This window comes from Acidovorax sp. Root568, from assembly GCF_001427445.1.
Classification (GTDB): Bacteria; Pseudomonadota; Gammaproteobacteria; order Burkholderiales; family Burkholderiaceae_C; genus Acidovorax; species Acidovorax delafieldii.
In genome coordinates this window covers 365,218-387,569 of the sequence record NZ_LMGP01000018.1, presented here as the reverse complement: position 1 = coordinate 387,569, position 22,352 = coordinate 365,218, and the positions used below count along the sequence as shown (strand labels likewise).

Below are 22,352 nucleotides of genomic sequence, written 5' to 3'. Positions count from 1 at the left end.
TCAGCCGCCATCCTAACCATTCACGCCACCGCAACACCATGACCGACGACGACCTGCCCGAGCTCATCCGCACGCCACCCGGCCTGTACCGCCACTACAAGGGCATGCTCTATGAAGTGATCGACACCGTGCGCCACAGCGAGACGCTGGAGCCCATGACGCTGTACCGCGCGCTTTATGGCCAGCGCGGCCTGTGGGTGCGGCCGGCCGCCATGTTTGAGGAGCAAGTGCTCATCGATGGCGTGCTGCGCCCCCGGTTTGAAAAATGGGAGGGCGAAGCTCCCGCCGCCTGAGCCCTACTGATATCCGGCGACAGCGCGCGGAAACACCGCGGCCACCACCAGCCCACCGCCCGGTGCATTGCGCAGCGCCAGTCGGCCACCGTGGCGCCGCACGATGTCGCTGGCGATGGTGAGCCCCAGCCCCACCCCGCCGCTCTGGCGATTGCGCGAGGCCTCCACACGGTAGAAGGGCTCCAAGACCCGGTCCAGCTCCTCGGGCGGCAGGCCCGGGCCGCGGTCACGCACCTCGATGGTCAGGGCGTCTGCCGCATCGCGCAGCGTGACCTCGGCACTGCCGCCGTAGCGCACGGCATTGCCCACCAGGTTGTCCAGGCAACGCCGCAGTGCCACGGCCTGCACGCGCAAGGGGGCAGCCTGCCCCGCCACGGTGACTGCGTGGCCCATCGCCACCTGGTCGTCCGCCATGCTGTCCACCAGGGCCTGCACATCCAGATGCACCCAAGCCTCCTCACCCGCCACGCCGCGCAGGTAATCCAGCGTGGAGGCAATCATGGCGTCCATTTCGGCAATGTCGCGCCGAAACAGCTGCTGCGCCTGGGCGTCGCACAGGCTTTCGGTGCGCAGCCGCAGCCGCGTCAGGGGCGTGCGCAAGTCGTGCGACACGGCCGCCACAAAGCGGTCGCGCTCGGCCAGTTGCTGGCGGATGCGCGCCTGCATCTGGTTGAACACACGGCTGGCGTCGCGGCATTCCAGCGTGCCGTCCTCGGGCAACGGGGTGCGGTGGATGTCGCGCCCCAGCTCCTGCGCGGCCGTGGCCAGCCGGCGCATGGGGCGCGACAGCCAGCGCGCAGCCCACCAAGCTGCAGCCACCAATGCGGCCAGGCGCACACTGATGTCCAGCAACAGGCCCAGCTGCAGCGACGGTGGTGCGTTCCACAAGCCCGGTGCGGGCCCCGGCGGCGGCAATGGGCGCCCATCGGCCGCCGATGCGTGCGGCGGCGGGCCAGGCGGGTGGCCTGGATGGGCAGGGCGCAGCTCGAACATCAGCGTCAGCGCCAGCACATGGCTCACGATGACGGCGGCGATGAGCAGCAGAGCGAGCCGGCCAAACAGGGTGTCAGGCATGCAGCGCTGGACTGCAGCGCGCAGCTGCGATTGCGTGGGCGTCAGTGGGGCCACCCTACCTGCCCTTGCAGCGACTGCACGTTGAACAGATACCCGGCACCGCGCACGGTGCGGATCATGGAAGGCGACCGCGGGTCGTCCGCAAGCTTGCTGCGCAGGCGTGACACCAGCAGGTCGATGCTGCGCTCGAATGCATCCATGGCCCGGCCGCGGGCCTGCTCCATGAGCTGGTCGCGGCTGAAAACGCGGCGCGGCATGCGCAAAAAGGTGCACAGCAAACGGAACTCGGCATTCGACAAGGGCACCACCATGCCCCCGGGCGACACCAGATGCCGCTCCAGGCTGTGCAGCGTCCAGCCATCAAACCGCACCACTTCATCAGGCCCTTGCCGCACAGGTGCCTCGGCGCCGCGCGTGCGGCGCAGCACGGTCTGGATGCGGGCTACCAGCTCACGCGGCTCGAAGGGTTTGCCCATGTAATCGTCCGCGCCCATCTCCAGCCCCAGCACGCAGTCATACGGGTTGGCGCGCGCGGTGAGCATGATGATGGGCACCCGTGAGCGCTCACGCAGCTCCCTTGCCAGCGTGATCCCGTCGGTGCCGGGCAGCATCACATCCAGCACCACCAGGCCGATGGGCTGGGCGGCCATCTGGGCGCGCATCGTCTGCGCGTCACAGGCCGCGTGGGCGGCATAGCCAAAGCGGGTCAGGTAGTCGGTGAGGAGTGTGGTGATCTCGACATCGTCGTCCACCACCAGGATGTGTTGCATGGGCAGGCACAGGCACAAAAGAACGCACCAAGTTTAGGGAGGCTTCGCACCCTGCGCGGGGCAATCTGGCGGGCCTTTGCCCCTCTGTTCATGCCTTGCATCTGCTCTTTGTATCGGCCTTGGTACAAAGCGGACAAACCCTGGAGACACGCGCACCCAAGAATGGGATCGGGCCATGGCTGAGGGCTTCCGCAGTGGAGGGCCCGGCACCGGTCCACCTTTGGAACGAAAGGAACAACGATGACGACCATCAGTAGCGTCAGCAGTGCCTGGTCCAGTGCGAGCGTGCAGCGGGCATCGCGCCCGGGGCCTTCGCCGGAGCGGCTGCTGTCCAAGATCGATACCGACGGTAGCGGCGGCGTGAGCGACACCGAATTGCAGGGCCTGCTGGACGACGTGGCGAAGAAAACCGGCGTCAGCAGCCAGACCAGCGCGGCCGACCTGGTGAAGCAATACGACGCCAACGGCGACGGCAGCCTGAACGCCGACGAGCTGGGCAAGACTCTGCAAAGCGTGCTGCCACCGCCTCCTTCCACCATGGCGTTTGCCCAGTCGCGCGGTGGCGAAGGCAGCAGTTCGGCCACCAGCGCCACCGGCCAGGCGGGTGACGACCTGTTTGGCAAAGTGGACAGCGACGGCGATGGCGCCGTGAGCAAGACCGAGCTGCAGGCCCTGCTGGAGGCCATGTCCGGCGGCACCGCCAGCCAGACCGGCGTGAGCAGCGACGACGTGTTCAGCCAGCTGGATACCGACGGTGATGGCAGCCTGACGCAGGCCGAGTTCGATGCGGGCCGCCCCTCAGGCCCCGGCGCGGGTGCCGATGGCATGCAGGCCATGGGCGGCATGCCACCGCCTCCGGGTGGTCCGAGGGGCGCAGGTGGCGCTGGCGCCGCATCCGACAGCAGCTCGGCGACCAGCTACGACCCCCTGGACACCAACGAGAATGGCAAGGTCTCCGCCGCCGAGCGCCTGGCGGGCGGAACCAGCACAGCCGAGCAGGACGCCATCACCGCGCTGTTCAACGCCATCGACACCGACGGCGATGCCAGCATCAGCGCCAGCGAGTCGAAGGCGTTCATCGACCAGCTGACCAGCCAGGTGCAGTCCACCACCAGCACCGAGTCCACCGGCCGCAACGACCTGGCGCGGCTGGCCGACTTTGCGCGGCAGCAGTACGAACGCGCCGCCAGCGACTGGCGCACGGCATCGAACACCAGCAGTCTGAGCGCCGTGGCCTGACAAGGTGTGAACGACCCGGCGGCGCTCTCCGGGCGCCCTGATTTCTGGCCGCACAGTGCGATTCGCCCGTCAGTTGACGAGCTGTGCGAGCCAGAAACCGGCCCCGGGGCTGGTGGATGGGCCCTGGGACACGAAATCTGATCCAAATCGGCCAGATGCGCTAGTGCATCATGCCTTGATAGCTATAAATTTAGTAGCACCAACCCTGTCAAGGTGGGAGCGGTGGGCACCCCACGCGCCCGGCCTGCCTCGCCCCGACCTCACACCCTACAGGGAGCGCACCAGCGCCCGCACGGCGCGGGGGTAGATCACATGCTCCTGGGTCAGCACCCGGGCGGCCAGCGTCTCGGCGGTGTCGCCCGGCAGCACCGGTACCACGGCCTGGTCCAGGATGGGGCCCACATCCAGCTCGGCCGTCACCTGGTGCACCGTCACGCCCGCAAACTTGCAGCCCGCGTCGATGGCGCGCTGGTGCGTGTGCAGGCCGGTAAAGGCCGGCAACAGCGAAGGGTGGATATTGATGAGCCGCCCGGCGTAGTGCGCCACAAACCCTGGCGTCAGGATGCGCATGAACCCCGCCAGCACCACCAGGGCAGGCTGGTGGCGGTCGATGGTGGCCGCCAGCTCGGCATCAAAAGCCTCGCGGCTGGCAAAGGCCTTGTGGTCCAGCGCCTCGGCAGCGATGCCCTGCTCGCGCGCAAACACCAGCCCGGCGGCATCGGGCTTGTTGCTGATGACGGCCGCGACGCGGGCGCCGTAGCGCTGCTCCCAGTGCTCCTGTTGTGCGGTGCGGACGATGGTGGCCATGTTCGAGCCGCCGCCAGAGATCAAAATGACGATGTTCTTCATAAATTGCCACGGATTATCTAGGAGGCTGTCGAGCATGGGGTTGGCTCTGCGCCACCGCCTGGGGGTGCCAGGCAAGGCGCGGGTGAGGCCGTGTGGCCCAGCCACACAACGAACCCGCAACGCAGCATGGCGGCCCCAGGCGGCGGCCCGAAGGGTTGTGCGACAGAGCACGCAGGCGGCGTTGCCCATGCTCGCTGCACAGCCAGTGCAGCTTGCGCTGGGCGCCTAGCCTGCATACTCTGTCGCACAACGCAGCGCCAACCCCAAGCCCGACAGCCTCCTCATGCCCTTCGATCCCGCCACCCGCCCCCTCACCCCCCACGAAGCCCGCGTGCTCGCCACGCTGATGGAGAAGGCCCGCACCGTGCCCGACAGCTACCCCATGTCGCTCAACGGCCTGGTCACCGGCTGCAACCAGAAAACCAGCCGCGACCCGGTGATGAACCTGAGTGACGCCGATGCGCAGGAAGCCCTGGATTCGCTCAAGCTGCTGACGCTGGCGTTTGAGAGCAGCGGCAACCGCACCACACGCTGGGAACACAACTTTCAGCGCGGCGTGGGCGTGCCCGAGCAGTCGGCCGTGCTGCTGGGCCTGCTGATGCTGCGCGGCCCGCAGACGGCGGGTGAACTGCGCATCAACGCCGAGCGCTGGTACCGCTTTGCCGACATTTCGTCGGTCGAAGCTTTTCTGGACGAGCTGCAGGAGCGCAGCGCCGAAAAGGGCGGCCCGCTGGTCGTGCAGTTGCCCCGCGCGCCGGGTGCCCGCGAGCAGCGTTGGGCGCATCTGATGTGTGGACCTGTAGACACCAGCGCCGGTGTGTCAGCCCCCAGCAGTGGCGGCGGTGGCAGCACCGGCACGTCTGCCGCACTGCAAGCGCGGGTGGACGCACTGGAGACCGAGGTGGCCAACCTGCGCACCACGGTGCAGCGGCTGTGTACAGAACTGGGCATTTCCCCAGACTCCGCGCCGATGTCGCCACCCGGACAGGACTAAAACGAACGACCGTGCTACAAATGCGGATCACTTGGAGACAAACCGATGGATCTCGCATTCACCCCCGAAGAACAGGCGTTCCGCGAAGAAATTCGCGCCTGGGTTCAAGCTAATCTACCGAAAGAAATTTCGCACAAGGTCCACAACGCCCTGCGCCTGACCCGCGACGATCTGCAGGGCTGGGCCAAGATCCTGGGCAAGAAAGGCTGGCTGGGCTTCGGCTGGCCCAAGGAGTTTGGCGGCCCCGGCTGGACGGCCGTGCAAAAGCACCTGTTTGAAGAAGAATGCGCCCTGGCCGGTGCGCCCCGTATCGTGCCGTTTGGCCCGGTGATGGTGGCCCCGGTGATCATGGCGTTTGGCAACGCCGAGCAGCAAAAGCGCTTTTTGCCTGGCATCGCCAGCGGCGAAGTCTGGTGGAGCCAGGGCTACAGCGAACCAGGATCGGGTTCGGACCTGGCCAGCGTCAAGACCCGCGCCGAGCGCGTGGGTGACAAGTACATCGTCAACGGCCAAAAGACCTGGACCACCCTGGGCCAGCATGGCGACTGGATGTTCAACCTGGTGCGCACCAGCACCGAGGGCAAGCCCCAGACCGGCATCTCCTTCCTGCTGCTCGACATGAAGTCCAAGGGCGTCACCGTGCGCCCCATCAAGCTGCTGGACGGCGAATGCGAGGTGAACGAAGTGTTCTTCGACAACGTCGAAGTGCCTGCCGAAAACCTGATCGGCGAAGAGAACAAGGGCTGGACCTACGCCAAGCACCTGCTGAGCCACGAGCGCACCAACATCGCCGACGTGAACCGCAGCAAGCGCGAGCTGGAGCGCTTGAAGCGCATCGCCAAGACCGAAGGCGTGTGGGATGACCTGCGCTTCCGCGACCAGATCGCACTGCTCGAAGTGGACATCGTCGCGCTGGAAATGCTGGTGCTGCGCGTGCTGTCGGCCGAGAAGTCGGGCAAGAACTCGCTCGACATCGCGGGTCTGCTCAAGATCAAGGGCAGCGAGATCCAGCAGCGCTACGCCGAGCTGATGATGCTGGCCGCAGGCCCCTTTGCCATGCCCTTCATCGAAGAGGCCATGGAAGCTGGCTGGCAGGGCAACTTCCCCGGCGGCGTCACTGCCAACGCGCCGCTGGCGTCCACCTACTTCAACCTGCGCAAAACCACCATCTACGGTGGCAGCAATGAAGTTCAACGCAACATCGTCGCGCAGACGGTTCTGGGCTAAGGAGACAAGAACATGGATTTCGATTTTTCTGACGACCAGGAACAACTGCGCGACGCCGTGCGCAAGTGGGTGGACAAGGGCTACACGTTCGAGCGCCGCCGCGCCGCCGTGGCCGCCGGTGGTTTTGACCGCGCCGCCTGGAACGAACTGGCCGAGCTGGGCCTGACGGCCCTCACCGTGCCCGAAGCCCACGACGGCATGGGCCAGGGCGCGATCGACGCCATGGTGGTGGCCGAGGAACTGGGCCGTGGCATCGTTCTGGAGCCCATCGCTCAAGCCTTCATGGCCAGCAGCGTGCTGTCGCACTACGCACCGGCCAACGTGCAATCGGCCTGGCTGCCCCGCGTGGCCAGTGGTGAAGCCCTGGTGGTACTGGCCCAGCAGGAGCGCAAGGCGCGATACCGCCTGGATGTTTGCGAGGCAAAAGCGGCCCCAGCGCAAGATGGATATGCGCTGACAGCTATCAAAAGCGTAGTAGCTGCCGGCGACAAGGCCGATGCGTTCATCGTGCCTGCCCAACTGGACGGCAAGACCGCCCTCTTCCTGGTCGAGCGCACCGCCACTGGCGTGACCACCCAAGGCTACGTCACACAAGACGGCAGCCGCGCCGCCGAGGTGAAGTTCACCAACGCCCCCGCCATGCTCATCACCACCGATGGCCTGGCCGCGCTGGAACTGGCCGTGGACACCGGCATCGCCGCCACCTGCGCCGAAGCCGTGGGCGTGATGGACAAGACCGTGGCCATCACCGTCGAATACATGAACCAGCGCAAGCAGTTTGGCGTGTTCATTGCCAGCTTCCAGGCGCTGCGCCACCGCGTGGCCGACATGAAGATGCAGCTGGAACTGGCCCGCTCGATGAGCTATTACGCCAGCCTCAAGCTGGGCGCCCCTGCCGCAGAGCGCCGCGCCGCCATGGCGCGCGCCAAGGTGCAACTGGGTCAATCGATGCGTTTTGTGGGCCAGCAGGCCGTGCAACTGCATGGTGGCATCGGCGTGACGGACGAGTACATCGTGAGCCACTATTTCAAGAAGCTCACCCAGCTGGAAGTGGCCTTTGGCGACACGCTGCACCATCTGGGCGAAGTGTCCGCCCGCATGCAAGACACTGCAGGCGTGTTTGCCTGATGTGAACTGACGCAGGCGCGTAACACCCGCAAACGATGCTCGTGGATTCCCCAGTCCACGGGCATTTTTTCTTTTTGGAGACTCCCCCATGAATCACGCATTCCTGTTGCCACGCCGATCCCTCTTGCTGGCAGCCGCTGCGGCTGCCGGCCTGGCGCTGGCAGGCTGCGCCACCCAGAACCCCAGCCTGGCAGAAGCACCGCCCATCGTCTTTGTGCATGGCAACGGCGACACCGCCGCGCTGTGGCAGACCACCGTCTGGCGGTTCGAGTCCAACGGCTGGCCCCGCGAGCGACTGCACGCCATCGACGTGCCTTACCCCCTGTCGCGCGATGAGGACGCCAAGCCCCAGCCGGGCCGCACCTCGGCAGCAGAACACATGGCCTACCTCAAGGCCGAAGTGGACAAGGTGCTCAAAGCCACAGGCGCCCGCCAGGTCGTGCTGGTCGGCAACTCGCGCGGCGGCAATGCCATCCGCAACTACATCTACAACGGGGACGGCGACAAGACGGTGAGCCACGCGATCCTCGGCGGCACACCCAACCACGGCGTGTGGGCGATACCGGGGTTCCGTGAAGGCAACGAGTTCTCGGGCACAGGCCCCTTCCTCAGAGCGCTGAATGCCCCCAAGAACGCTGCGGGCGACGAAGTGAGCGGCCCGGTGAAATGGCTGACCATCCGCTCGGACAACAACGACAAGTTCGCCCAGCCCGACGGCCTGTGGATCGGCCAGAAAGGCACGCCCACCAACGTGACCGCCGCAGGGCCCGAGCTCAAGGGCGCTGCCAACGTGGTGATTCCGCGCATCGACCACCGCGAGACTTCGTACTCCCCCATTGCGTTTGAAGCCACCTACCGCTTCATCACCGGCAAGGCCCCCGCACGCACCGAGATCGCCGCGGAGAAATCCGTAGTGATCAACGGCAAAGTCACGGGCCTGGGGGTGGACTCTGCCGACCCCAAGACCGGCAACTTCAGCAACAACCTGCCCCTGGCGGGTGCCCAGCTGGAGGTGTACGCCACCGACTCCGCCACTGGTGCACGCACGGGCAACCCGCTGCTGCGAAAGACAGTGGGTGCAGACGGCCAATGGGGTCCGCTGACGGTTTCACCCGGCGCACCCATCGAGTTCGTAATCACCGCGCCTGGATATGCCACCACCCACATCTACCGCAGCGGCTTTCCGCGTAGTAGTGACCTCATCCATCTGCGCGCAGAACGCATGGCCGATGCCGACAAGGGCGCCGAGAGCGTTGTGACCTTGACCCGCCCGCGCGGCTACCTGGACCCGGCGCGCGACAAGATGCTGCTGGATGGTGCAGTGCCTGCGGGCGTGCCCGCTGGCGCCGGCGTGGCATCTGCCAAGGTCAAGCCCGCGGGGGGCGTGCGCAGTATTGCCGCCGAATTCAATGGCGAGCGCGTCGTGGGGCAAACATGGCCTGCCGCGCAAGGCCACGTCGTCATGCTGGAAGTCAGCCAATAAAAGCAAAAAGCAGCCCGCAGGGGCTGCCTCCAAAAGACTGAATGGGCAACACACCCATTGCCCACCGCCTGTCTGCCGACAGGCCCTTCATTCAAGCAACCAAGTGTGTGGCAACGGCAGCCAGGCACATTCAGTGTTTGTGTCCCTTGTGGTCGTGATGGTCCCGACGCTCCTCTGCGCGCCTGCGATCATCGACCACGTTCACCGTGACACCGTTGGGCAAGAGCATGTCGCCGGGCCGCATCCCTGCGCGACACTCACCCAGCCACCGCCCTTCAAACACCTTGGGCGGTGGTGTTTGGGAGGCCATGCTGGGGTATCGAGTTTCCAGACGCCCTTCATAGCGTGACTTCAGGTCACCCTTCAACTCCACGACGGTATCCACGCGCTGTTCGTGCACATGGCAGGCGGTGCGAATGCGATGTCCTTTTTCCTTGAGCCGCGCAACACTAGGCTTGCCGCAGTTTTCTTGCCCGGGCGCAATCGACATCAAGGTCAGCGCATCGGTTGCGCGGTCCGTGCACTGCAATACTTTAAGCACTGCAGTATCTGCAGCACCCTCGGGGCGGATAGATACCTCCCAGAGTCCTGCCTTGCGTGTGGGCAGAGTCTGTGCCCACGCGGCCTGATTCACAACAACAGCCAGGGCCAAGATGGCGAAAGTTTTCATACTTGCATCCGAGTGCGCTGCGGACAGACCAAAAACCAAATGCCCACCTGCGATCGAGGTGGGCATCGGGCATGCCGCAGCAATGAAGAATAGACGGATCAGTGCGTGAGTCTGCGACCTGCAGGCAGTCGCTGCAACCCCAGAGCAGCAAGCGCCAGGGCCATCACGATGAGCGCCCACTCCGACAAGGTGGGAATGCTGGAGGCGGACACAAACGAAGCAACCACTGTGCAACTGCCTGCAATCGCATTCGTGGTGAAGGTATTCCCCACCAGACTTCCCGGGCAAGAGGTTCCACTTGTCGAAATACGCGCCACGTAGCCCGCATTGGGCGTCAGGGTGAACGTGTGTTGCGAACCCAGTGCCACCGTCTGTGCACCAGCAGCCAATATGCCACCGTTACCACCATTGACGGATGAAGTCACGGTGGCCGTTGCGTTGGTGAATGCCACGTTGAAAGTGCAATCAGCATTCACGGGGGATATGGTGTACTGGTTGCCAGAAAGCACACCAGGGCAGTTCCCGGTGATCAGCGGAGCATAGGTCGGATCGGGGTTGATGGTGTATGTCACCGTGGAGCCAGATACCACCGTTGTAGGTGTACCCGGAGTGATGGTGCCGTTAGCGCCCACCACTGGTGTGACCGTACGGACCAGCGCAAAAGTAGCAATGACGTTGGCACTAGCGCCCGACACGTTGACAGTGCAAGTCCCCGTTCCCGAGCATCCCGCCCCCGACCAACCGGTGAAAACGGAGCCCGGTGCAGCGACTGCAGACAGAATCGTCGTGGTTCCATTTGCCACGCTCATGGATGCAGATGTGCACGCAGCTGCACAGCTGAGCCCTGTTGGAACGCTGGTCACGGTGCCAGTACCCGTGCCACTTTTCGAAAGGCCTACAGCGTACAGGGTGCCTACGGCATTGGTATCCGCTGCGGCGTTGTTGGCTGCATTGCTGTCCGTGACACCCGCGGGAGCCGCGACATTCACCGTGGTGGATGTCGTGGTTCCTGCGGCACCTGCAGTACCTGTGACCGTGTATGTGACGGAGGCGCCGACCGGCAATGAGGGGGCGTCCGTGATGGAGTTCGCCCCGCTAGCGGCACCACAAGCTGCGCCAGAGTTGGCCACACAGGTCCATGCGACCGCGCCCAATCCGGACACAGTTTGCGAGACGGGCGCAGCCACCACAGCGGTAGGTCCGTTGTTGGTCACTACCACGGTGTAGGTGACTGTGCTGCCCGCTGCCACAGCTGAGACACCTCCATCAGAAATGGTGATACCCAGATCGGTCAAAGAACTTGCCAACGGCACCACCTGGGTCTGAAACAGAGGCCCTAGGAACGCACTGGTGCCGTCAGATGCGATCTTGTAGTTGCCGTTGTTGACAACGTTGGTCGGGCTGGAGGTACTCGCACCCGACGGAATCGTGACTGTCACCGTGAACGAACCACTGGCCCCGTTGTTGAGGGTACCGAAATTGCAAACCACCGGCGCATCTGCCGTCCCCACGGTCGGCAGCGAGCAAGTACCGCCATTCGGCTGGATGGACACAAAGGTGGTATCCAGGTTGTTGCCCGATTTGGGCATCACTGCTGTCACCGTCGTGTTGTTGGATATCACCCCACTGTTATTGGTGTAGGTGTAGGTGTAAGTAATCTGGTCACCCGGCTTGGCCGTGGTGGGCCCCACTGCGGTAACAGCCAGACCTTGAATGAACGCGCCGACGGAGTCGAGGTACAAATGACCTTCGTGCCCGCTGGGCTGGCACCCGGCGACAATCACTTCTATCTTGACGGAGTCCCCTACGTCCAGGAAACCATTGCCAGGCGCGATATCAAAACCCTGCCAATCGGTGAACTTGTAGTCGCCCACGCCACTTTGCCAGGGAATGCCGGGCTGATTCGAGAAATTGAAAGTAGTGAACAGCGTAGTTCCCTTGGTGACATTGGTCACCTGAATGAAGAAGTACGGCTGCAAGTTGTCAGCGTGGGCGGGTGCACGCAAAACGGGCGCGGCGGCAAAACGCAAGTGGATTTTGCCGTCAGAAGGATCCACATCCGCCAGCGTCATCGTGGCTGTCTGCTCGATCGAACTGGCCTTGTCCTGGTTAGAGCCGGGATCAGCTCCGAACTGGTTGTGAACGCGCGCGACAGCATTGCCCCAGCGAGGAAATTTCAACAACCCATTGGTGTTGGCGTCGTTCAGACTTTCCGAGGAGCCGCGCAGAACCGCAGACAGATCAAACGTGGATACGGGCGCCGACAAGTTCAGATGCGACTTTTGCGTCGGTGGAAATGTGGTGATCCCCCCCGTCTGCAAGTTGTAGGACTGCTTGGTCCATCCCGCAAAATCAGTGGAGTCTTCAAACCCCCCGTTGACCACGCCAGCCATAGCAGCCTGGGTCATCATCACACCGCCAAGCAACGCAACTGCGGCGCTCCGCAATACGTTAGAAAAATCGCGCAGCAGCCCGCGACCGCGTGCAACCTGCACCGGCATCCAGTCGTCCTTCATGGAATTCGCTCTTTCGTTTCTTGTTTTCGATCAGGCCACCCAGTTGCAGGCGCCCCTCCCAATTGCCCCCGACGGCTAACGCTGAGCTAGCCCATTCACGGAGCCACGGCCTCTAAAAAGGGGCCGCCACGGGAGCATAGCGAGATTCAATTAACTATTGATACATTTCTGACAATAGTTAACATTCAATCCCGCAGATAACAACACCCTGACCGGTGCACACACACAGAGCAGGCGGACAAGCGCTGGTGGACAAGGTGAAACCCCTTCACGCACGATGCTCGATACTTCCAGGCCGGAAGCCATCCGAACGCCTTAGCAGGGCAGACACGAAACCTGGCAAGCGCCTGCCATCCGCCGCGCTCCTTTTGAGATGGAAGCCATAGCGCCCCCTACAACCTCAAGCCCCGACCGAGGCGTCGCGAACGCGTCGGATGTACAGGTATCAGCGTGCTGCATTGACGCGCGGCCGGGTCCGCATATCAATGTCTCGGAATCCGCATGCAGCCTTTTCAGGAGGGGGCACTGTCATAAAACGCAGACAACACGATGCAGGCATTGGTTCGACTGGGTGAGCTCCTGCCGGTTGCGCCCGACCAGGCCCCAGGTTTGCTCGATTGACTCGAAAAATGGGCTGGTACCGATTGGGGGTGGCAAGTGAAATCACCCAGAGCACAGGTTATGACGACCCTTCTACGGTCCCGTAGAAATGGCAAGCAAATCTCTCTGAAACGAAACACTTACACGAACGGCTAACCACGTCAGCGGCTGCAAGGACGCGCGAAAGGAGCCCTAAGCCAGCAGGCGCGATGACTTCGGCACGTGCGCCATCAAGAACTCCATCTGATCGGCCAGGATGCGCCGGTTGCGCAAGATGAAGTCTTCCCACAGACTGGGTACATAGGGCGCATACAGCAGCGGCATGTGCGCCTGCTCTGGCGTGCGGGGGCCCTTGCGGTGGTTGCAGGGGCGGCAGGCCGTGACCACGTTCATCCAGTGGTCCTGGCCATTGCGGGCGAAGGGCACGATGTGTTCGCGCGTCAAGTCCTCTTCGTGAAAGTGCCCGCCGCAGTAGGCACACACATTGCGGTCGCGGGCAAAGAGCTTGCTGTTGGTCAGGCTGGGCTTGAGCTCGAACGGATTGATGCTGGGCACGCCCTTGGTGCCGATGATGCTGTTGATAGCGATCACCGATTGCTCACCCGAGATGGCGTTGTGCCCGCCCCGGAACCGGGCAATCTGGGCACCAGACTCCCAGCGCACTTCCCCGGCGGCGTAATGAATGACCGCCTGCTCCAGCGAAATCCACGATTGGGGCAGCCCTTGGGCTGACAGCTTCAAGACCTTCAAAACACGCCTCCTGGAACACAAAGTACACAAGGATCGGAACGCAGATGTCTCGCGGGCAGCCCTGCGCGGGGCCAGCCGTGGGTCACAATATACTCCGTTTTCATGACAAATTGGCGTCCTGCGCTTATTGCGCTTGCACAGACCGCTATCAAAAAGATAACAAACCGATGAAGATCTTTCGCGGATTCCACCACCCTGGCATCGCTGACGCCTGCGCGCTGACCATCGGTAATTTCGATGGCGTACACCGAGGTCACCAAGCCATGTTGGCCCTGTTGAACAGCGAGGCCGCACACCGGGGGGTGGAGAGCTGTGTGCTCACTTTCGAGCCCCACCCACGCGACTACTTTGCCGGTGCACACCACAAGCCGGAACTCGCACCAGCCCGGATCGGCACCCTGCGAGACAAGCTCACCGAGCTGGCACGCTGCGGTGTGCAGCAGACTGTGGTGCTACCGTTTGACGCGCGACTGGCCGCACGGTCGCCCGAGGCCTTCATCGACGAGGTGTTGGTGCGCGGCCTGGGTGCCCGCTACGTGCTGGTGGGCGACGATTTCCGCTTTGGCAGCCAGCGAGCGGGCGACTACGCCATGCTGGACGCGGCCGGGCAAGCCAAGGGCTTCGACGTAGCGCGCATGAACAGCTACGAGGTGCACGGCCTGCGCGTGTCCAGTTCCGCCGTGCGCCAGGCCTTGGCGGCGGGCGACATGGAGGCGGCCGCACGCCTGCTGGGGAGGCCCTACACCATCAGCGGCCATGTGGTGCATGGCCGCAAGCTGGGGCGCGAACTGGGCGCCAGGGCGGAAGGCGCGGGCGACGGTTTTCGCACCCTCAACCTGCGGTTTGCGCACTGGAAACCCGCCGCCAGCGGCATCTTTGCCGTACTGGTGCATGGTCTCGCTGGCGAGCCCTTGCCGGGTGTGGCCAACCTGGGCGTGCGCCCCTCCCTGGACCCCAATGACGTGAACGGCGGCCGCGTGCTGCTGGAAACCCATTGCCTGCACTGGCCTGCCGAACTGGGTGCCGAAGGGGCGTACGGTAAAATCGTGCGTGTGGAACTACTGCACAAACTGCACGACGAACTGAAGTACGACAGTCTGGACGCCCTGACGACGGGTATCGCGAAAGACTGTGCGGATGCGCGCGCCTACTTTGCATCGGCCCACGCCGCTCCCAACCACACCGAGACCCGGCGCCAGACCACGCGCGACCGAATTTAGGGGGCTGCCTGCGCAGCGCCTGCCCTGCAGGCACTACACCTCCCGCGTTTCGCCCCCTGTTTCCCCGCATTGCTCCGGGCCTGCCCCGGAATGCCCCGTTTTAAGGCTCCTTCATGTCCGACAACGCCAGTACCCCCGCATCCACCGCCACGGATTACCGCAGCACGCTGAACCTGCCAGACACCCCCTTCCCCATGCGCGGCGATCTGCCCAAGCGCGAACCGGGCTGGGTGAAGGAATGGGAAGACCAAGGCATCTACAAGCGCCTGCGCGACGCCCGCCGGGGCGCGCCCAAGTTCATCCTGCACGACGGCCCGCCCTATGCCAACGGCCAGATCCACATGGGCCACGCGGTCAACAAGATCCTGAAGGACATGATCACCAAGGCGCGCCAGCTCGAAGGCTTTGACGCGCTGTACGTGCCGGGCTGGGACTGCCACGGCCTGCCGATCGAGAATGCCATCGAGAAGAAACACGGCCGCAACCTGAGCCGCGACGACATGCAGGCCAAGAGCCGTGCGTTTGCCACCGAGCAAATCGGGCAGCAGATGGTGGACTTCAAGCGCCTGGGTGTGCTGGGCGAATGGGACAACCCCTACAAGACCATGAACCCCGCCAACGAGGCGGGCGAAATCCGCGCGTTCAAACGTGTGATGGAGCGTGGTTTTGTGTACCGCGGCTTGAAGCCCGTGTACTGGTGTTTTGACTGCGGCTCTTCGCTGGCCGAGTTCGAGATCGAATACCAGGACAAGAAGAGCACCACGCTCGACGTGGCGTTCAAGGCGCACGAGCCTGCCAAGCTGGCGGCCGCGTTTGGCCTGCCCGCGTTGACCAAAGACGCCTTCGTCGTCATCTGGACCACCACCGCCTGGACCATCCCCGCCAACCAGGCGCTCAACCTGAACCCCGAGATCAGCTACGCCCTGGTGGACACCGGCGAGCGCATCCTGCTGGTGGCCGAGCCGCTGGTGGCCTCGTGTCTGGAGCGCTATGGCCTCACAGGCAGCGTGCTGGCCACCACCCTGGGCAAGAACCTCAGCGGGCTGGAATTTGAGCACCCGCTGTACGACGTGAAGAGCGAAGACGGCACCCAAGGCTACCAGCGCCTGTCCCCCGTGTACCTGGCCGACTACGCCACGGCCGACGATGGCACCGGTATCGTGCACTCCTCGCCCGCCTACGGGCTGGAGGATTTCAACTCCTGCGTGTCCCACGGCCTGGCACTGGACGACATCCTGAATCCCGTGCAGGGCAACGGCACCTATGCGGCCGACTTCCCGCTGTTTGGCGGCCAGCACATCTGGAAGGCCGTGCCCGTCATCATCGAAGCCCTGCGCAACGCCGGCCGCCTGATGGCCACCAAGGACATCACGCACAGCTACCCGCACTGCTGGCGCCACAAGACGCCGGTGATCTACCGCGCGGCCGCGCAATGGTTCATCCGCATGGACGAGGGCGAAGGCGTGTTCACCCAGCCCGGCATGAAGCCTGCCAAGACGCTGCGACAGATCGCGCTGGACGCCATCGAACACACGAGCTTCTACCCCGAGAACGGCAAGACGCGCCTGCACGACATGATCGCCGGGCGTCCAGACTGGTGCATCTCGCGCCAGCGCAGCTGGGGCGTGCCCATCCCGTTCTTTTTGCACAAGGATTCGGGCGAGCTGCACCCGCGCACCATGGAGATCATGGACCAGGCGGCCGCCATTGTGGAGAAGGGCGGCATCGAGGCCTGGAGCCGCGTGACGCCCGAGGAGATCCTGGGCGCCGAGGACGCGGCCTGCTACACGAAGAGCACCGACATCCTGGAGGTGTGGTTCGACTCGGGCTCCACGTTCAGCCATGTGCTGCGCGGCACGCACCCCAACGTGCACCACGACACCGGCCCCGAGGCCGACCTGTACCTGGAAGGCCATGACCAGCACCGCGGCTGGTTCCATAGCTCGCTGCTGCTGGCATCCGCGCTGGAAGGCCGCGCGCCGTATCGCGGCCTGTTGACCCACGGCTTCACCGTGGACAGCCAGGGCCGCAAGATGAGCAAGTCGCTGGGCAATGGCATCGACCCGCAGGAGATCAACAAGAAGCTGGGCGCCGAAATCATCCGCCTGTGGGTGGCCGCCAGCGACTACTCGGGCGACATCGCAGGCGACGAGAAGATCCTGGCGCGCGTGGTGGACGCCTACCGCCGCATCCGCAACACACTGCGCTTCCTGCTGGCCAACGTGAGCGACTTCGACCCGGCCAAGGATGCCGTGCCGTTTGACCAGATGCTCGAGATCGACCGCTATGCGCTCACCCGCGCGTCCGAGTTCCAGGCCGAAGTGCTGGCCCACTACAAGGTGTACGAGTTCCACCCCGTGGTCGCCAAGCTGCAGCTGTACTGCTCGGAAGACCTGGGCGGCTTTTACCTCGACGTACTCAAGGACCGCCTGTACACCACGGCGCCCAAGAGCCTGGCCCGCCGCAGTGCGCAGACCGCGCTCTACAACATCACGCACGCCATGCTGCGCTGGATGGCGCCGTTCCTGTCGTTCACGGCCGAAGAGGCGTGGAAGGTGTTTGGCAACTCCGACTCCATCTTCCTGGAGACCTACGGCAACGTGGCGGGCGTGGGTGCCGGTGCCGACGAAGGCCTGTTGGCCAAGTGGGCGCGCATCCGCGAGATCCGCGATGCGGTCAACAAGGAGATCGAAGCGCTGCGCGCTGCAGGCCAGGTGGGCTCGTCGCTGCAGGCCACCGTCACCCTCACGGCTGCGCCGGAGGACCACGCACTGCTGGCCAGCCTGGGCGATGACCTGAAATTCGTATTCATCACATCCGCTATCGATTTGGCAGCTGGTAGCGCTTTGCAGATCAGCGTCAAGCCCAGCTCTGACGCAAAGTGCGAGCGCTGCTGGCACTACCGCAGTGATGTGGGCAGCGATGCCGCCCATCCCACCATCTGCGGCCGCTGCACCAGCAACCTCCACGGCGACGGCGAAAGCCGGGCGCACGCGTGATGGCGCGCACAGCACAGGCCGGACGCACCGGCGCGGGCATGTGGCCGTGGCTGGCGTGGGCGGTGTTTCTTCTGGGCGCCGACCAGATCACCAAGACGCTGATCCTCAACCACTACCAGCTGGGCGACTCCACGTTCATCACCAGCTTCTTCAACATCGTGCGCGCGCACAACACTGGCGCAGCGTTCTCGTTCCTGTCGGACGCGGGCGGCTGGCAGCGCTGGCTGTTCACCGGCATCGGCGCGGCGGCCACGATCTTCATCGTGTGGCAGCTGCGCGCGCACCCGGGCCAGAAGCTGTTCAGCTTTGCGCTGTCCAGCATCCTCGGCGGAGCAGTGGGTAACGTGGTGGACCGGCTCATGCACGGCTATGTGGTGGACTTCTTGCAGTTCCACTACGCGGGCTGGTACTTCCCGTCGTTCAATCTGGCGGACTCGGCCATCACGGTGGGTGCGGCCTGCCTGATCCTGGACGAGCTGCTGCGGGTGCGGCGCGAGCGTTGAGGCCACGCTGGCTTTGCTCTCCCTTGAACGGCCCGCTGCATGCGGGCCGCGCTGTTTGTGCGCAGCAACGCACCCAGCGCCGACATGGGCATCTGCTCCAGCGCTATGGAATCAGGAGTATGCTTATGTGTCAGTTTTATGACAGCCCGGTGTGCGCGGTTCTTGCATTGGCCCCTGGGTCTGGTCATCGCAGGGTTTGCGCCCATCACAAGAAGAAGAAACAACGGTTTTCATGAAGCATCTCCTCAATCTCCTGGCAGCCGTGGCGCTGCTGATCTGGGGCACCCACCTGGTGCGCACCGGCATCCTGCGTGTGTTCGGCGCGAACCTGCGCCAGCTGATTGCGCACAGCGTCAGCAGCCGCTTCACCGCTGTGCTCTCCGGCATTGGCGTGACGGCCGTGGTGCAGTCCAGCACCGCCACCGCGCTCATCGTGTCGTCCTTCGTGGGCCAGGGCCTGGTGGGCCTGCCTGCGGCGCTGGCCGTGATGCTGGGCGCCGACGTGGGCACCAGCGTGATGGCCGTGGTGTTCTCCATGGATCTGTCGTGGCTGTCGCCCCTGTTCATCTTTGTGGGAGTGGTGCTGTTCATCTCGCGCAAGGACACCGCCGTGGGCCGCGTGGGCCGGGTGCTGATCGGCCTGGGGCTGATGCTGCTGGCGTTGCGCCTCATCACCGAATCGACCACGGTGCTCACCCAGTCGCCCACCGTGCGCACGCTGCTGGGCGCGCTCACCAGCGATCTGCTGCTGGAGATTTTTACCGGCGCCATTCTGGCCATCGTGGCGTACTCCAGCCTCGCCACCGTGCTGCTCACAGCGGCGCTGGCTGGCTCGGGCGGTATTCCGGCAGACGTGGCGCTGGGTCTGGTGCTGGGCGCCAACCTGGGCAGCGGTGTGCTGGCGGTGTTGACCACCATGAAGTCCAACGTGCAGACACGCCAGGTGCCACTGGGCAATCTGTTCTTCAAGATCATTGGCGTGCTCATCATGACGCCGCTTACCGGCCTGTGGCTGCAACATGTGCGGCCCTATGTGCCCGAAACCGCCGCCCTGGTGGTGCTGTTCCACCTGGCCTTCAATATCGTGGTGGGCATCGTCTGCATTGGCCTGACAGGTACGGTGGCGCGGGCCGTGCAGCGCCTGCTGCCGGTTGAAAAGGCGCAGGCGGCCGCAGGCACCCGTCCCCAGCATCTGGACCCATCCGCCCTGGCCACGCCATCGCTCGCCATCTCATGCGCGGCGCGCGAAGCCCTGCACCAAGCCGACGTGGTCGAATCAATGCTGCTGGGCCTGCACAAGGTGATCCGCACGGACGACCTGCAGTTGGCGGAAGACCTGCGCAAGCTCGACGACGAGGTGGACGGCCTGTATTCGGCCATCAAGTACTACATGACCAAGATCTCGCGCGAGGCCCTGGACGAACGCGAGGGCCGCCGCTGGGCCGACATCATCAGCTTCACCATCAACATGGAGCAGATCGGCGACATCATCGAACGGGTGCTGATCGACATCGAGGACAAGAAGATCAAGAAGGGCCGCCAGTTCTCCGAGGCGGGCATGGAAGAGATCAACGAGCTGCACGCCCGCCTGATCGACAACCTGCGGCTGGCCATGAGCGTGTTCTTGAACGGCAGCGTGCGTGACGCACAAAAGCTGCTCGAAGAAAAAGCGCGCTTTCGCGACCTGGAACACGCCTATTCGGCCACCCACCTGGCACGCCTGTCAGACAACACGGTGCAGAGCATCGAGACCAGTTCACTGCACATCGACCTGATCAGCGAGCTCAAGCGCATCAACTCGCTGCTGTGCTCGGTGGCCTACCCCATTCTGGAATCGGCCGGCGCCCTGGCGCCCAGCCGCCTGCGCGCGCTCAACGAACAAAGTTGAAGCCTTTTGGGCTGCAGGCGTATATTCCCTATGCGCTTTCAGCTACATAAAAGATAGCAAACTAGCGTCTACACACTGCGCCGCGCATAGCGCTGCGCCAGCACCGCACACACCATCAGCTGCATCTGGTGGAACACCATGATGGGCAGCACGATGGCGCCCACCGCGTGCGACGCAAACAGCACTTTGGCCATGGGCACACCGCTGGCCAGGCTCTTCTTGGAGCCGCAGAACACCAGGGTGATTTCGTCCTCCTTGGAGAACCCCATGCGCCGCGCAACCCAGGTGGTGGTCACCAGCGCCAGCGTCAGCAGCACGGCGCACACCACCACCAGGCCCAGCAGCGCAGACGCTGGCAGCTGCCGCCACAGCCCCTCGACCACCGCAGCGCTGAAGGCGGTGAACACCACCAGCAGGATGGAGCCCTGGTCCACCAGCTTGAGCGCTGCCGCCCGGCGCTGCACAAAACCGCCAATCCACGGACGCAGCAGGTGGCCCGCCACAAAGGGCACCAGCAGCTGCAAGGTGATGCGGCCGATGTTGGCCAGCGTGTCATGCTGCGCAGCGCCAGCCTGCTGCTGCGCCTCGGGCAGCAGCAGCCCCACCAGCAGCGGTGTGATCACAATGCCCAGCAGGGTCGAGGCCGACGCGCTGCAGATGGCCGCCGGCATGTTGCCGCGCGCCATGGCCGTGAACGCAATGGCCGACTGCACCGTGGCTGGAAGCACGCACAGGTACAGGATGCCGGTGTAAAGCCCGGGCGTGACCAGCGGCAGCAGCACCGGCCGCAGCGCCCAGCCCAGCAGCGGGAACAGCACAAACGTGGTGCCCACGACCACCAGGTGCAGCCGCCAGTGCGAGAGCCCCGCCACGATGGCGTCCCGCGAGAGCTTGGCCCCGTGCAAGAAGAACAGCAGCGCCACCGCAGCCACGGTGATCCCCTCCAGCGCCTGGGCCGCCACGCCCGATGCGGGCAACACGCTGGCGAGGGTGACGGTGCCCAGCAAGGCCAGGGTGAAGTTGTCAGGGAGAAAACGGGAACGGGCCATGGGTGACAGCGCAGCGGCAGCGCAAAAAATGCAAAAAGGACATGGGGCACACAAACCCCAAAGACACGCATTGGACCGCAGCCTGATTCCAAAGAGAAATGGATTTCTCTGATGGATTTATGATTCGAGCGCATGAATATCACTCTGCGCCAGCTGCACGTGTTTCAGTCGGTGGCCGCCACCCGCAACTTCAGCCGCACCGGCGATGCGGTGGGACTGACCCAACCGGCCGTGAGCCGCTGCATCACCGAGCTGGAAGCCCAGCTGGGCCTGAAGCTGCTCAACCGCACCACGCGCGAAGTGACTCTGACGGATGCGGGCCAGCGCCTGTCGGCACGCCTGCCGCGTGTGCTGGAGGAGCTGGAGAACACGCTGCTGGACGTGCGGGAACTGGCCACCAAGCGGCGCGGCCGCGTGCGTGTGGCCAGCAGCCCCACGCTGTCGGCCAACCTCATGCCCGACTGCATCGCCGACTGCCAGCGCACCCTGCCTGGGCTGGAGCTGGTGCTGCTGGACCGCATCCAGAGCGCAGTGCTGGCCAGCGTGCTGTCGGGCGAGGTGGACTTTGGCGTGGTCATCGACCCCAGCGAGCGCGAGGCGCTGCACTGCGAGACCATCCTTACCGAACCCTTTTGCCTGGCCTGCCCGCCCGACCACCGGCTGGCGGGCAAGCGCCAGGTGCGCTGGACCGACCTGCAGGGCGAAGCGCTGGTGCTGCTGGACCACGAATCCGGCAGCCGCCGCCTGATCGACCGCGCCCTGGCCGAGCACGGCGTGACCTGCACGGTGGCTCAGGAGGTGGGCCACCCCACCACCATCTTCCGCATGCTGGACGCAGGCCTGGGCATCTCGGTGATCCCCACCCTGGCGCTCCCGCCAGAAGGCCTGACACGGCTGGCGGTGCGCCCCCTGGTGCCGCGCGTAGACCGCGAGATCATGCTGGTACACCGGAGGCACCGCGCGCTCTCGCCCGTGGCGCAGGCGGCCTGGGACCTGGTGAAAACGGTGGCAGTGCAGCGCAATGGCACGCAGGCTATTAGCAACAAAGGCCGTTGAAAAAACGGCTCCCAAGGTACTTCCATGGGCATCTTCAGCTGCCC

Annotated in this window: 18 protein-coding genes; 11 read left to right on the top strand and 7 right to left on the bottom strand. The window is 64.5% G+C overall.

Features of this window, described 5'->3' with window-relative positions; translation table 11 throughout:
* The first annotated feature begins 38 nt into the window (after positions 1 to 38).
* Positions 39 to 293, top strand: coding sequence for a DUF1653 domain-containing protein (locus ASD75_RS19625; protein ID WP_056747477.1), 255 nt, complete (start codon positions 39 to 41; stop codon positions 291 to 293).
* Positions 294 to 296: 3 nt separating this feature from the next.
* Here ASD75_RS19625 and ASD75_RS19620 read toward each other — a convergent pair whose 3' ends face one another.
* Together ASD75_RS19620 and ASD75_RS19615 are read right to left on the bottom strand one after the other, a co-directional pair.
* The gene (locus ASD75_RS19620) at positions 297 to 1,367 is read right to left on the bottom strand and encodes an ATP-binding protein (RefSeq protein ID WP_056747743.1); all 1,071 of its coding nucleotides are present in this window, start codon (positions 1,365 to 1,367) and stop codon (positions 297 to 299) included.
* Between the two features lie 41 nt (positions 1,368 to 1,408).
* A complete protein-coding gene (locus ASD75_RS19615) occupies positions 1,409 to 2,137 on the bottom strand; it encodes a response regulator (protein WP_056061026.1) in 729 nt (242 codons plus the stop codon).
* A 240-nt stretch (positions 2,138 to 2,377) separates the two neighbouring features.
* On the opposite strand from ASD75_RS19615, the gene xopAW reads away from it, so the two are divergent.
* A complete protein-coding gene (xopAW, locus tag ASD75_RS19610; protein ID WP_056747476.1) occupies positions 2,378 to 3,376 on the top strand; it encodes a XopAW family type III secretion system calcium-binding effector in 999 nt (332 codons plus the stop codon).
* Between the two features lie 267 nt (positions 3,377 to 3,643).
* Here the strand turns inward: xopAW and purN are convergent, their stop codons facing one another.
* Entirely contained in the window at positions 3,644 to 4,225 is a 582-nt protein-coding gene (gene purN, locus ASD75_RS19605) for a phosphoribosylglycinamide formyltransferase (protein WP_056747475.1), read from the bottom strand.
* Between the two features lie 283 nt (positions 4,226 to 4,508).
* On the opposite strand from purN, the gene ASD75_RS19600 reads away from it, so the two are divergent.
* The 4 genes from ASD75_RS19600 to ASD75_RS19585 all read left to right on the top strand — a co-directional run bounded on the left by ASD75_RS19600 (position 4,509) and on the right by ASD75_RS19585 (position 9,057).
* Positions 4,509 to 5,219 (top strand): YceH family protein, encoded by a 711-nt coding sequence (locus ASD75_RS19600; RefSeq protein WP_056747474.1) that lies wholly within the window; start codon positions 4,509 to 4,511, stop codon positions 5,217 to 5,219.
* Between the two features lie 45 nt (positions 5,220 to 5,264).
* On the top strand, positions 5,265 to 6,446 hold the full coding sequence (locus tag ASD75_RS19595; RefSeq protein ID WP_008905006.1) for an acyl-CoA dehydrogenase family protein: 1,182 nt from the start codon (positions 5,265 to 5,267) through the stop codon (positions 6,444 to 6,446).
* 12 nt (positions 6,447 to 6,458) lie between these two features.
* Positions 6,459 to 7,574 carry an acyl-CoA dehydrogenase family protein gene (locus ASD75_RS19590; protein ID WP_056747473.1) on the top strand — a complete coding sequence of 372 codons (1,116 nt, stop codon included), beginning with the start codon at positions 6,459 to 6,461 and terminating at the stop codon, positions 7,572 to 7,574.
* 88 nt (positions 7,575 to 7,662) lie between these two features.
* Complete coding sequence (locus tag ASD75_RS19585) at positions 7,663 to 9,057, top strand: alpha/beta fold hydrolase (RefSeq protein WP_056747472.1); 1,395 nt, start codon at positions 7,663 to 7,665, stop codon at positions 9,055 to 9,057.
* Positions 9,058 to 9,187: 130 nt separating this feature from the next.
* On the opposite strand, the gene ASD75_RS19580 is transcribed toward ASD75_RS19585, so the two are convergent.
* The 3 genes from ASD75_RS19580 to ASD75_RS19570 form a co-directional block, all read right to left on the bottom strand.
* The gene (locus ASD75_RS19580; RefSeq protein ID WP_056747471.1) at positions 9,188 to 9,727 is read right to left on the bottom strand and encodes a DUF3617 family protein; all 540 of its coding nucleotides are present in this window, start codon (positions 9,725 to 9,727) and stop codon (positions 9,188 to 9,190) included.
* Positions 9,728 to 9,825: 98 nt separating this feature from the next.
* Positions 9,826 to 12,243, bottom strand: coding sequence for an IPTL-CTERM sorting domain-containing protein (locus ASD75_RS19575; protein ID WP_056747470.1), 2,418 nt, complete (start codon positions 12,241 to 12,243; stop codon positions 9,826 to 9,828).
* Between the two features lie 792 nt (positions 12,244 to 13,035).
* Positions 13,036 to 13,593, bottom strand: coding sequence for an HNH endonuclease (locus tag ASD75_RS19570; protein WP_055401504.1), 558 nt, complete (start codon positions 13,591 to 13,593; stop codon positions 13,036 to 13,038).
* Positions 13,594 to 13,760: 167 nt separating this feature from the next.
* Between ASD75_RS19570 and ASD75_RS19565 the strand changes: the two genes are divergently transcribed.
* The 4 genes from ASD75_RS19565 to ASD75_RS19550 all read left to right on the top strand — a co-directional run bounded on the left by ASD75_RS19565 (position 13,761) and on the right by ASD75_RS19550 (position 20,203).
* Positions 13,761 to 14,813 carry a bifunctional riboflavin kinase/FAD synthetase gene (locus ASD75_RS19565; protein ID WP_056747469.1) on the top strand — a complete coding sequence of 351 codons (1,053 nt, stop codon included), beginning with the start codon at positions 13,761 to 13,763 and terminating at the stop codon, positions 14,811 to 14,813.
* Positions 14,814 to 14,926: 113 nt separating this feature from the next.
* Complete coding sequence (gene ileS, locus ASD75_RS19560; RefSeq protein ID WP_056747468.1) at positions 14,927 to 17,812, top strand: isoleucine--tRNA ligase; 2,886 nt, start codon at positions 14,927 to 14,929, stop codon at positions 17,810 to 17,812.
* On the top strand, positions 17,812 to 18,315 hold the full coding sequence (gene lspA / locus ASD75_RS19555; protein ID WP_056060982.1) for a signal peptidase II: 504 nt from the start codon (positions 17,812 to 17,814) through the stop codon (positions 18,313 to 18,315). Before ileS ends, lspA begins: the two co-directional genes overlap by 1 nt.
* A gap of 232 nt (positions 18,316 to 18,547) precedes the next feature.
* Positions 18,548 to 20,203 (top strand): Na/Pi cotransporter family protein, encoded by a 1,656-nt coding sequence (locus tag ASD75_RS19550; protein WP_056747467.1) that lies wholly within the window; start codon positions 18,548 to 18,550, stop codon positions 20,201 to 20,203.
* A gap of 68 nt (positions 20,204 to 20,271) precedes the next feature.
* Here the strand turns inward: ASD75_RS19550 and ASD75_RS19545 are convergent, their stop codons facing one another.
* Positions 20,272 to 21,252: a bile acid:sodium symporter family protein gene (locus ASD75_RS19545; protein ID WP_056747466.1), complete on the bottom strand. Its 981-nt coding sequence runs from the start codon at positions 21,250 to 21,252 to the stop codon at positions 20,272 to 20,274.
* A gap of 132 nt (positions 21,253 to 21,384) precedes the next feature.
* Between ASD75_RS19545 and ASD75_RS19540 the strand changes: the two genes are divergently transcribed.
* Complete coding sequence (locus tag ASD75_RS19540) at positions 21,385 to 22,308, top strand: LysR family transcriptional regulator (protein ID WP_056747465.1); 924 nt, start codon at positions 21,385 to 21,387, stop codon at positions 22,306 to 22,308.
* The last annotated feature ends 44 nt before the right edge of the window (positions 22,309 to 22,352 follow it).

Bases quoted from the DNA above. Each gene is read 5' to 3' on its own strand.
- xopAW (WP_056747476.1), top strand. From the start codon at position 2,378: ATGACGACCATCAGTAGCGTCAGCAGTGCCTGGTCCAGTGCGAGCGTG.
- ASD75_RS19620 (WP_056747743.1), bottom strand. From the start codon at position 1,367: ATGCCTGACACCCTGTTTGGCCGGCTCGCTCTGCTGCTCATCGCCGCC.
- ASD75_RS19550 (WP_056747467.1), top strand. From the start codon at position 18,548: ATGAAGCATCTCCTCAATCTCCTGGCAGCCGTGGCGCTGCTGATCTGG.
- ASD75_RS19580 (WP_056747471.1), bottom strand. From the start codon at position 9,727: ATGAAAACTTTCGCCATCTTGGCCCTGGCTGTTGTTGTGAATCAGGCC.
- ASD75_RS19540 (WP_056747465.1), top strand. From the start codon at position 21,385: ATGAATATCACTCTGCGCCAGCTGCACGTGTTTCAGTCGGTGGCCGCC.
- ileS (WP_056747468.1), top strand. From the start codon at position 14,927: ATGTCCGACAACGCCAGTACCCCCGCATCCACCGCCACGGATTACCGC.
- lspA (WP_056060982.1), top strand. From the start codon at position 17,812: ATGGCGCGCACAGCACAGGCCGGACGCACCGGCGCGGGCATGTGGCCG.
- ASD75_RS19545 (WP_056747466.1), bottom strand. From the start codon at position 21,252: ATGGCCCGTTCCCGTTTTCTCCCTGACAACTTCACCCTGGCCTTGCTG.
- ASD75_RS19575 (WP_056747470.1), bottom strand. From the start codon at position 12,243: ATGAAGGACGACTGGATGCCGGTGCAGGTTGCACGCGGTCGCGGGCTG.
- ASD75_RS19565 (WP_056747469.1), top strand. From the start codon at position 13,761: ATGAAGATCTTTCGCGGATTCCACCACCCTGGCATCGCTGACGCCTGC.
- ASD75_RS19595 (WP_008905006.1), top strand. From the start codon at position 5,265: ATGGATCTCGCATTCACCCCCGAAGAACAGGCGTTCCGCGAAGAAATT.
- ASD75_RS19625 (WP_056747477.1), top strand. From the start codon at position 39: ATGACCGACGACGACCTGCCCGAGCTCATCCGCACGCCACCCGGCCTG.
- ASD75_RS19615 (WP_056061026.1), bottom strand. From the start codon at position 2,137: ATGCAACACATCCTGGTGGTGGACGACGATGTCGAGATCACCACACTC.
- ASD75_RS19590 (WP_056747473.1), top strand. From the start codon at position 6,459: ATGGATTTCGATTTTTCTGACGACCAGGAACAACTGCGCGACGCCGTG.
- ASD75_RS19600 (WP_056747474.1), top strand. From the start codon at position 4,509: ATGCCCTTCGATCCCGCCACCCGCCCCCTCACCCCCCACGAAGCCCGC.
- ASD75_RS19585 (WP_056747472.1), top strand. From the start codon at position 7,663: ATGAATCACGCATTCCTGTTGCCACGCCGATCCCTCTTGCTGGCAGCC.
- purN (WP_056747475.1), bottom strand. From the start codon at position 4,225: ATGAAGAACATCGTCATTTTGATCTCTGGCGGCGGCTCGAACATGGCC.